Consider the following 6496-nt stretch of genomic DNA (forward strand, 5'->3'; position numbering starts at 1 on the left):
TCCCGTCCCGGTCCCGTCGCTCCGCCCTCGCCACCCATCTGCATCGTCTGCGCGCCATGGCGCACTGGAAAGCCGTGGCCGGCCTCGCAGCGTGAGCCCGTCACCCGGTTGAGTTCGCTTCGGTCGTCCGCGATTAACGTGACAACGCGTTCTAAGGCGGCTTGAAACTACGGGGTCTTCGTCACCCGGCTACCAACCATGCTGCTGGAGGTAGTCGCCGGGGAGGCAGTTGGACAGTGCATCTCCTGGCATCGAAGCGTGTGATGGCACCGTCGATGGTGATCCCGGAAGGCGGCCTGGTCAACAAGATCATACCTTGCCCCTTCGAAAGAAGCGCCCGACTGCGTTGATCTCCGGGCCGTCCGTGGCACCAACAACAAGGCGAAGGCTTTCTGTCGCGGAGAGGCTCATGGGTGGCAGATGGGCGAGCATCGCTGCCCTCACCTCATCGAGCGCCTGCACCAGCCTCGCGGCTCGGGTCTCGATGGCGTCATGAGCCTTCCGCATCGCTTCCAGGGCGGCCTTGGCTTGCTCAGCGCGCGAGAGGGCCTCGGCGGCCTCGGAGTGAGCGTCCTCCTCGGAACGTAGGGCAATTTGGAGCAGTCGCGTCGGGAGATTAGTATTGGCCGCGCTCAACCGTGGGAGCGATCCTGCGCCGTCTGGGATTGAACCGATTGTCGGCGCCGAGACGACCGAACCAGGCGAGCGCGCGTTCGAGGAAGGCCGTCGCGTCGTCCCGGCCGAGGCTTGGCAGAACTTCGACGAAGGCCAGCCGCGAGGCATCGTCGATCGCGACATGGAGATGGTCCCAGCCGATGCCGCGATTGCGGCCTGGGCCGGTGCGGTTGCCGGTGATGCGGTTCGTCCGGTCACCGTCGAACGGGTGATGAGCCGATAACGGCTCGGCCTATCGCTCGAAGCTCTTCGCAGCCGCGCTCGCAAAGGCGGGCGCCAGCCATTCCGCACCCGGCCCTACACCTCGCGAACCAACGGCAAGGCCGAGCGCTTCATCCAAGCCTGCGCGAATGGGCCAATGCAAGATCCTATCAGAGCTCGGCAGAGCGCCACGCCGCCATCGGACCGTGGAAAGTCGCCATGGACAAGACTGAACAACCTTCTTGGAAACGACGCCTAGTGGACCGCCGCCGGGAGATGCCGATGCTGGTGCGCGAAGCGGCCGAGCGGGCCGATGTCGGCTTCCTCTTCGTGAACTAGGGCGAGAGCGCCGAGAAGATCCGGAGCTATCTCTTGGCCGACCGGCTCAAGCTCGACCATGTCCTGCTCGCTGTTCCTGCGCCGCGACGGCACGCTCACCGCACTCCAATACGGGCGAGATTTCGCGGGAGGCCCTGGCAGCCGGTATCGGCGGCATCATGGCGCCGACGCGCTGAGCGTTCCCCTCCAAGGTTCCTGCTTTAGGCTGGCGCTGCCACCGTGCGACACGGCCAAGTGCTCGCGCCTGTCCGACAGGATTGCGAGCGGAGGTCGACGACGCCTTCATCCGATACCGACACGGGACTCGCGCGACGAGTGTGAGTGAGAGGGCACGAGCTGGCCGATGATTGGGGGGCGCGACCGAACTCGGCGAACACAAAAGGCGCTGGTTCACTCCGGAGACTGCTTCGGCACGCTCCCAGGCGGGAGGACTGGGGTGGTCCCGGTGTCGGGGGCAGGTTTTTCGATCTCCTCGTCTCCGGATTTCGGCGGGGTGAGTAGGCCCTCGCAGCGCTCGAGATTGGGCGCGGGAGCGTTGTTGTCGCGTTCGCCCCGAGCGACGCCCCTGTTGTCATTTGAATCAGGATGGCTGTCCGGCCGTACCTGACATGGAGCCGAAGAGCTGGAGTTTGGGGCTCGATCCGGCGTCTGGGCCATTGCGGGGATGAGGGCCAGCGTCTGCAACAGCAGTGCTGCCATGATGACGGGCGCCCGTACAAGAGAAGCTTGCCGGATCTCGCGTCTGGCTGCTGTCGCGCTAAGCCAATCCAGCTGGGGCGCAGATATCCTTCGCTGGCGGTGAGGAATGCCGGCGGACATCAATGGGCGAGCCGGCTCCGGCCTCGGATTGCTCGGTATCGGCTGTCGGCCATTGGGGAGCATCACCGTCATCAGTCCAAAACCGCTTCCGTCATGCCGCCGCCACGGCGGCTGCATACATGAACAGGAGGCCGCGTCGATTGTTCCAGACTGAAAGCGAACGGGTGCTCCTGCCTCGAAGCGGTTCGGGGCGACCGCGGTATCGGGAACCCGATCCCTGCCCCTACGTTCCATCTGTTTATGCAGGAGCATCGAGCTTTCGTCGGCGGGCACGCGACGGTCTCGCGAGGAGCCCGAAACGCGATCGCAGATTGACCGATAGCCAGGCAGGTGACGATGTCGGATTTCCTTGATGTCCTGATTGTCGGCGCAGGCCCGGCCGGGCTTTCCGCGGCCCTGATGCTGGGCCGCGCCCGCAGGCGCGTGCTTCTTGTCGATGCCGGCCAGCAGCGTAATCGCAGATCTCGTCGAATCGGCGGCTTCCTGACACGGGATGGCTGCTCGCCTCGCGATTTGCTTCGGATTGCCAAGCAACAGCTTCGTGCTTACCCGACGCTGGACTTGCGAGACGGCGTGGAGATCGTTTCGGCAAGGCTCTGTGCTTCCGGCTTTCAGCTGCGCAGTAAAACGGGGGAGGTTTTCTTCGGCCGAAAGCTTCTGGTCGCGACGGCGTGACGGATTCTCCGCCGATCCCAGATGTGGAACGGTACTACGGACACGGTGTTCTGCACTGTCCCTATTGCGACGGCTACGAGCAGCGCGACAAATCCATCGGCGTCTACGGTGGTTCGACGGAAGCCTTGGCGCTTGCCCTCGAGCTGACGGGCTGGACGTCCCGTCTCTGCCTGGTCAGCGATGGGCTCTGCCAGTTGCGCCCCGCCCAGCGGCGCCGGCTCTCCGCAAGCGGCATTATGTTGCGCGAGAAGCCTGTTACGGGGCTGAAAGGTCGTGGCACCCAGCTCCAGCGGATTCAATTCGCTGGCGGCGAGGACCTGGCCGTCGACGCGCTGTTCTGCCACTCCAAGGGGCAGGCGCGCCTCGAATTGGCGCGCGAGCTCGGCCTGGAGGCCGACCGCCGAAAGCCGTTGAAGACGGCGGGCTACGGCAAGACACGCATTCGGGGCCTTTATGTCGCCGGCGATGCCTCCGACCATGTGCAGTTCGCGATCGTGGCCGCGGGTGAGGGGGCGGCGGCCGCCTTCGCCATCAATACCGAGTTGCTCAAGGAAGATATCGCGGGTTCGCCCCGGCGCCGCCAAGCCGCTGCAGCGGACATGGCCTGCCAGGCCTGAAAACGGGTTTCTGCAATGACCTGGATGCTCCCGATCTCGGTCGGGCCGCGAACGTCAGTATCTCTGATCGCCTCTAATGTGTGATCTCCCGTTGCTCGGAAACGACGATACCGCGGCAGAGCGCGACGAGCTCTGGATCGGTCAGCGTGGCCTGCTCGCGCATAAGGATCGCGCCGGAATGAGGCGGGATCTTCGAGCGCAGGAATTCGGCATTGCCGAGGCTATCTCGGCGAGAAGATTGGTCAATGCTACGAAGCCCTGAATGAGGTCCCAGCGGCGCGTTTCTGGTACCGCAGAGCAGTGGAAGAGAACCCTCAAGTCAGAGTCCCTAGTGCCATCCGATCCCGGGGGATCGAGGAATTCAGCCGCATGGTCGATGACCGGACGTGAGCCGGAACTGTTCGTTGATTGCGGGGTTCGTCAGACTCAACAGGAGGACTACGGCTATGGCCAGGTGCGTCCAGTGTGGCAACGACTACGACAAGGCTTTCCAGGTGAGCCTCGGAGAAACAACCTACACATTCGATAGTTTCGAGTGCGCCATCCAGAAACTCGCTCCGATATGCCCACATTGCGGTGTCCGGATTATTGGGCATGGCGTCGAGCAGGGCGAGATCATTTACTGCTGTGTACATTGCGCCGAGGAGCAGGGAGCCGACGCTCTCACCGATCGCGCGCCTTAAGGCCGTCACCGGACGGACCTAAGATTGAGGAACGCTCCCTGGCGCGACGGGAGGGGCGCATTGGGGTGGGTTCGTGGTCGCAGGCGGCAATCTCAGCGATGATCGCCCTCGATAGGTTACGCGACAGATCAGGACAGGAAGGTGAAAAGCCATTGGTGCGTCCGCCGTGGGTTGGCAACGTGCATCGAAGATTGCAATTCCCATCCGCGACGCGCGTGGAGCCCCTCCCGATTTGCCAACACTTCGCAATCGACCCCAGCGGGGCAAGGCCCAACGCCGTGCAACAAATAGGATCAACGCGCGTTTCTTCGATGATGCTTCATGGCGCAGCAAGAGGAGGCCACGATGCTCAAACATTTGTCATTGACGCTTGCCTGTGCCGTGCTTGCCGGGGCAGCGGTCGCGCAGACAAGCTCGCCACCCGCCTCGCCCACCGCTCCGCCGGCACCGACAGAGAAGGCCGAACTCAACCTTTCGGGCCAAGGCAAGTGGCGCACATCGAAATTCATCGGCGTCGACATCTACGGGCCTGATGACAAGAAGGTCGCGACGTGACGGAGGTCCTGATCAACAAGAACGGCAAAGTCGAAATGATCACGGTCGGCGTTGGCGGCTTTCTCGGCATTGGCTCAAAGGAGGTAGCGATCCCGTTCGAACAAGTGACCTGGAGCGACCAGCCCTTGCCGGCGGCCAATCCGCCTCCTCCTCCACCGCCAGTGAGTCCCCCACGAACGCCGGGAGCAGCATTGCCACCTCCCCCCGCTGCAGCCGTTCCTCGTCCGCCAGAGATGTATCCGGATCACGGAAAGATCAGCCTGACCAAAGAGCAACTACATGCCGCCCCGACAGTCACCTATAGCAGCCAGTAGCGCTCCCATCGTTCGGAGGCATTTATCACTGCGGTTGATCGGCACGGCCGAAGGGGGCGCCCCGCACGGTTTCTGTCGCCATCCCGGCGCGGCAGTCGCCGTGTGCGCGATGACCGCAACATTCTCGGGAAGACGACTCTCACGTCGGCAAGGCGGAAGGGATTTGACCAGCAGATAGCGCTTGACCACCCCCAGCCTCAGCTCATCGAGCTTACTTGATCTTCCGCCATTCGCCGCCCCGGCCGGATCGATACGGCGCATCCCTGTGCTTCGCGATGATGCCCTCGAGACCCATCTCGCAGGCGAGCGCCAAGAAGGCGTCGCCCTCGGCGTCGACGTCCTCGCTGAAGCGGATCGAGGTGTGGGGCTTTATGACGTTGGCGAGCATCTTCCGACGATCCTCGCACCGCATGGCCCGGAGGTCGTGACCGTTGAGATAGAGCAGATCGAAAGCGTACAGCAGCGCGCCGGCGGCAGACCGCTTGCCGCCCCGGCCACCGAGAGCTTGCTGGAGGGCGCTGAAGTTGGACGCGCCGCGTTCGTCGAGCACGACGGCCTCACCGTCGAGGATTGCACTATCCAGCCCGAGGTCGAGAGCATCGCCCGTGATCGTCGGGAACCGGTTCGCCCAGTCATGGCCGCCGCGGGTCAGGATGCGCACTGTGCGATTATCAATGTGGATGGCCAGACGATAGCCGTCCCATTTCACTTCATAGGCCCAATCGTCGCCGGCGGGAGGCTTGGAAGCCAGCCGCGCCAGGCAGGGCTCAATCCGCTCCGGCATGGGGTCAAAGCGAAGCTTCCGCTGGCGCGCATCCCGAGCCTTGCTGGCCGGCCCACGAACGATCTCGGCCACAGGGCCGACGCGCAGGATACGACGTGCGCACACATGACACTCCAACACACGCACGAGGTTCGCCCCGCCGTTCCGGGGGGAATAGCGGCGGGGCTCCCCAGGCCGTGACGGCGCGGATGTGAACAACGCCAACACGCAGACGGCGAACCCATGGCGAAGCGCCGAGTTCCGCCGATGCCGATCCGGAGGCTTTTGGCATGAGGCGCGACGGGCTCATGCCGCGCAGCGCCAGCACCAAAACTGCGGCACCGCATCCTCAGGGGCTATGAAACTCGTTTCACGCCGGGTGGCTGCCATGTCCCTTCGCCCGCCGGCAGGATCGACGGCGGCGTTGTCTTCGGCCAGTAGAGGCGCATCACGAGATAGATTGTGTCATTCGGTGCCGGAAGCCAGTTTGCTTCCTTGTCGGCTCCGGGGCTGTCTTTTTGGATGTACAGCGTCAGCGAGCCATCCGCGTCCTTTTTCATCGCCGGCAACATCGGAGAGTTGATGAGGTAGCGATTGATCGGGTTCTTGATCAGGAACTGGCTCTTGCCGTCATACATCGTCACGGACCAGAACGCATTCACCGGCGGCAACTGGCCAGGTGCGAAGGTGATGGTGTATTTGTGCTTGCTGCCGTCCAGCGCCTCACCGGTCGCGTCGGTCCGGGTATAGGGATACATGGCTTCTACGGCATCGTTGCCATAGAGACCGCCCTTGGCGGCGCCAGCCCGCATCAGCCAATCGCCGTTGAAGAAGGCCTCGTCGCCAAAGAACGAG

8 protein-coding genes and 2 pseudogenes are annotated in these 6496 nt (G+C 63.6%); 7 read left to right on the forward strand and 3 right to left on the reverse strand.

Annotated features, from left to right (window positions below):
* Positions 1–95 (forward strand): annotated as a pseudogene (locus AB4099_RS34990) (IS6 family transposase); the annotation flags it as partial.
* Positions 96–309: 214 nt separating this feature from the next.
* Here AB4099_RS34990 and AB4099_RS34995 read toward each other — a convergent pair.
* Positions 310–636 (reverse strand): hypothetical protein, encoded by a 327-nt coding sequence (locus AB4099_RS34995; protein ID WP_441481476.1) that lies wholly within the window; start codon positions 634–636, stop codon positions 310–312.
* On the opposite strand from AB4099_RS34995, the gene AB4099_RS35000 reads away from it, so the two are divergent.
* The 6 genes and pseudogenes from AB4099_RS35000 to AB4099_RS35025 all read left to right on the forward strand — a co-directional run bounded on the left by AB4099_RS35000 (position 623) and on the right by AB4099_RS35025 (position 4878).
* On the forward strand, positions 623–898 hold the full coding sequence (locus AB4099_RS35000; RefSeq protein ID WP_441481477.1) for a hypothetical protein: 276 nt from the start codon (positions 623–625) through the stop codon (positions 896–898). The genes AB4099_RS34995 and AB4099_RS35000 overlap by 14 nt on opposite strands.
* Positions 894–1086: pseudogene (locus tag AB4099_RS35005) on the forward strand (IS481 family transposase); the annotation flags it as partial. The gene AB4099_RS35000 and the pseudogene AB4099_RS35005, both read left to right, overlap by 5 nt.
* Positions 1087–2370: 1284 nt before the next feature.
* The gene (locus tag AB4099_RS35010) at positions 2371–2709 is read left to right on the forward strand and encodes an FAD-dependent oxidoreductase (RefSeq protein WP_441481478.1); all 339 of its coding nucleotides are present in this window, start codon (positions 2371–2373) and stop codon (positions 2707–2709) included.
* Positions 2706–3326 (forward strand): NAD(P)/FAD-dependent oxidoreductase, encoded by a 621-nt coding sequence (locus AB4099_RS35015; RefSeq protein WP_441481479.1) that lies wholly within the window; start codon positions 2706–2708, stop codon positions 3324–3326. Before AB4099_RS35010 ends, AB4099_RS35015 begins: the two co-directional genes overlap by 4 nt.
* A 1028-nt stretch (positions 3327–4354) precedes the next feature.
* The gene (locus AB4099_RS35020) at positions 4355–4564 is read left to right on the forward strand and encodes a hypothetical protein (RefSeq protein WP_441481480.1); all 210 of its coding nucleotides are present in this window, start codon (positions 4355–4357) and stop codon (positions 4562–4564) included.
* Positions 4565–4599: 35 nt separating this feature from the next.
* Complete coding sequence (locus AB4099_RS35025; RefSeq protein ID WP_441481483.1) at positions 4600–4878, forward strand: hypothetical protein; 279 nt, start codon at positions 4600–4602, stop codon at positions 4876–4878.
* 211 nt (positions 4879–5089) lie between these two features.
* Here AB4099_RS35025 and AB4099_RS35030 read toward each other — a convergent pair whose 3' ends face one another.
* Positions 5090–5734 (reverse strand): ATP-dependent DNA ligase, encoded by a 645-nt coding sequence (locus AB4099_RS35030; protein WP_441481481.1) that lies wholly within the window; start codon positions 5732–5734, stop codon positions 5090–5092.
* Positions 5735–5997: 263 nt separating this feature from the next.
* On the reverse strand, positions 5998–6496 hold a 499-nt coding region (locus AB4099_RS35035), incomplete at its 5' end, for a DUF1214 domain-containing protein (RefSeq protein WP_441481482.1).

The sequence above is a fragment of the Allobosea sp. 2KB_26 genome (assembly GCF_052115715.1).
Taxonomy (GTDB): Bacteria; Pseudomonadota; Alphaproteobacteria; order Rhizobiales; family Beijerinckiaceae; genus Allobosea.

Excerpts from the sequence above, each read along its gene's own strand:
- AB4099_RS35025 (WP_441481483.1), top strand. The coding sequence starts at position 4,600 with ATGATCACGGTCGGCGTTGGCGGCTTTCTCGGCATTGGCTCAAAGGAG.
- AB4099_RS35010 (WP_441481478.1), top strand. The coding sequence starts at position 2,371 with ATGTCGGATTTCCTTGATGTCCTGATTGTCGGCGCAGGCCCGGCCGGG.
- AB4099_RS35020 (WP_441481480.1), top strand. The coding sequence starts at position 4,355 with ATGCTCAAACATTTGTCATTGACGCTTGCCTGTGCCGTGCTTGCCGGG.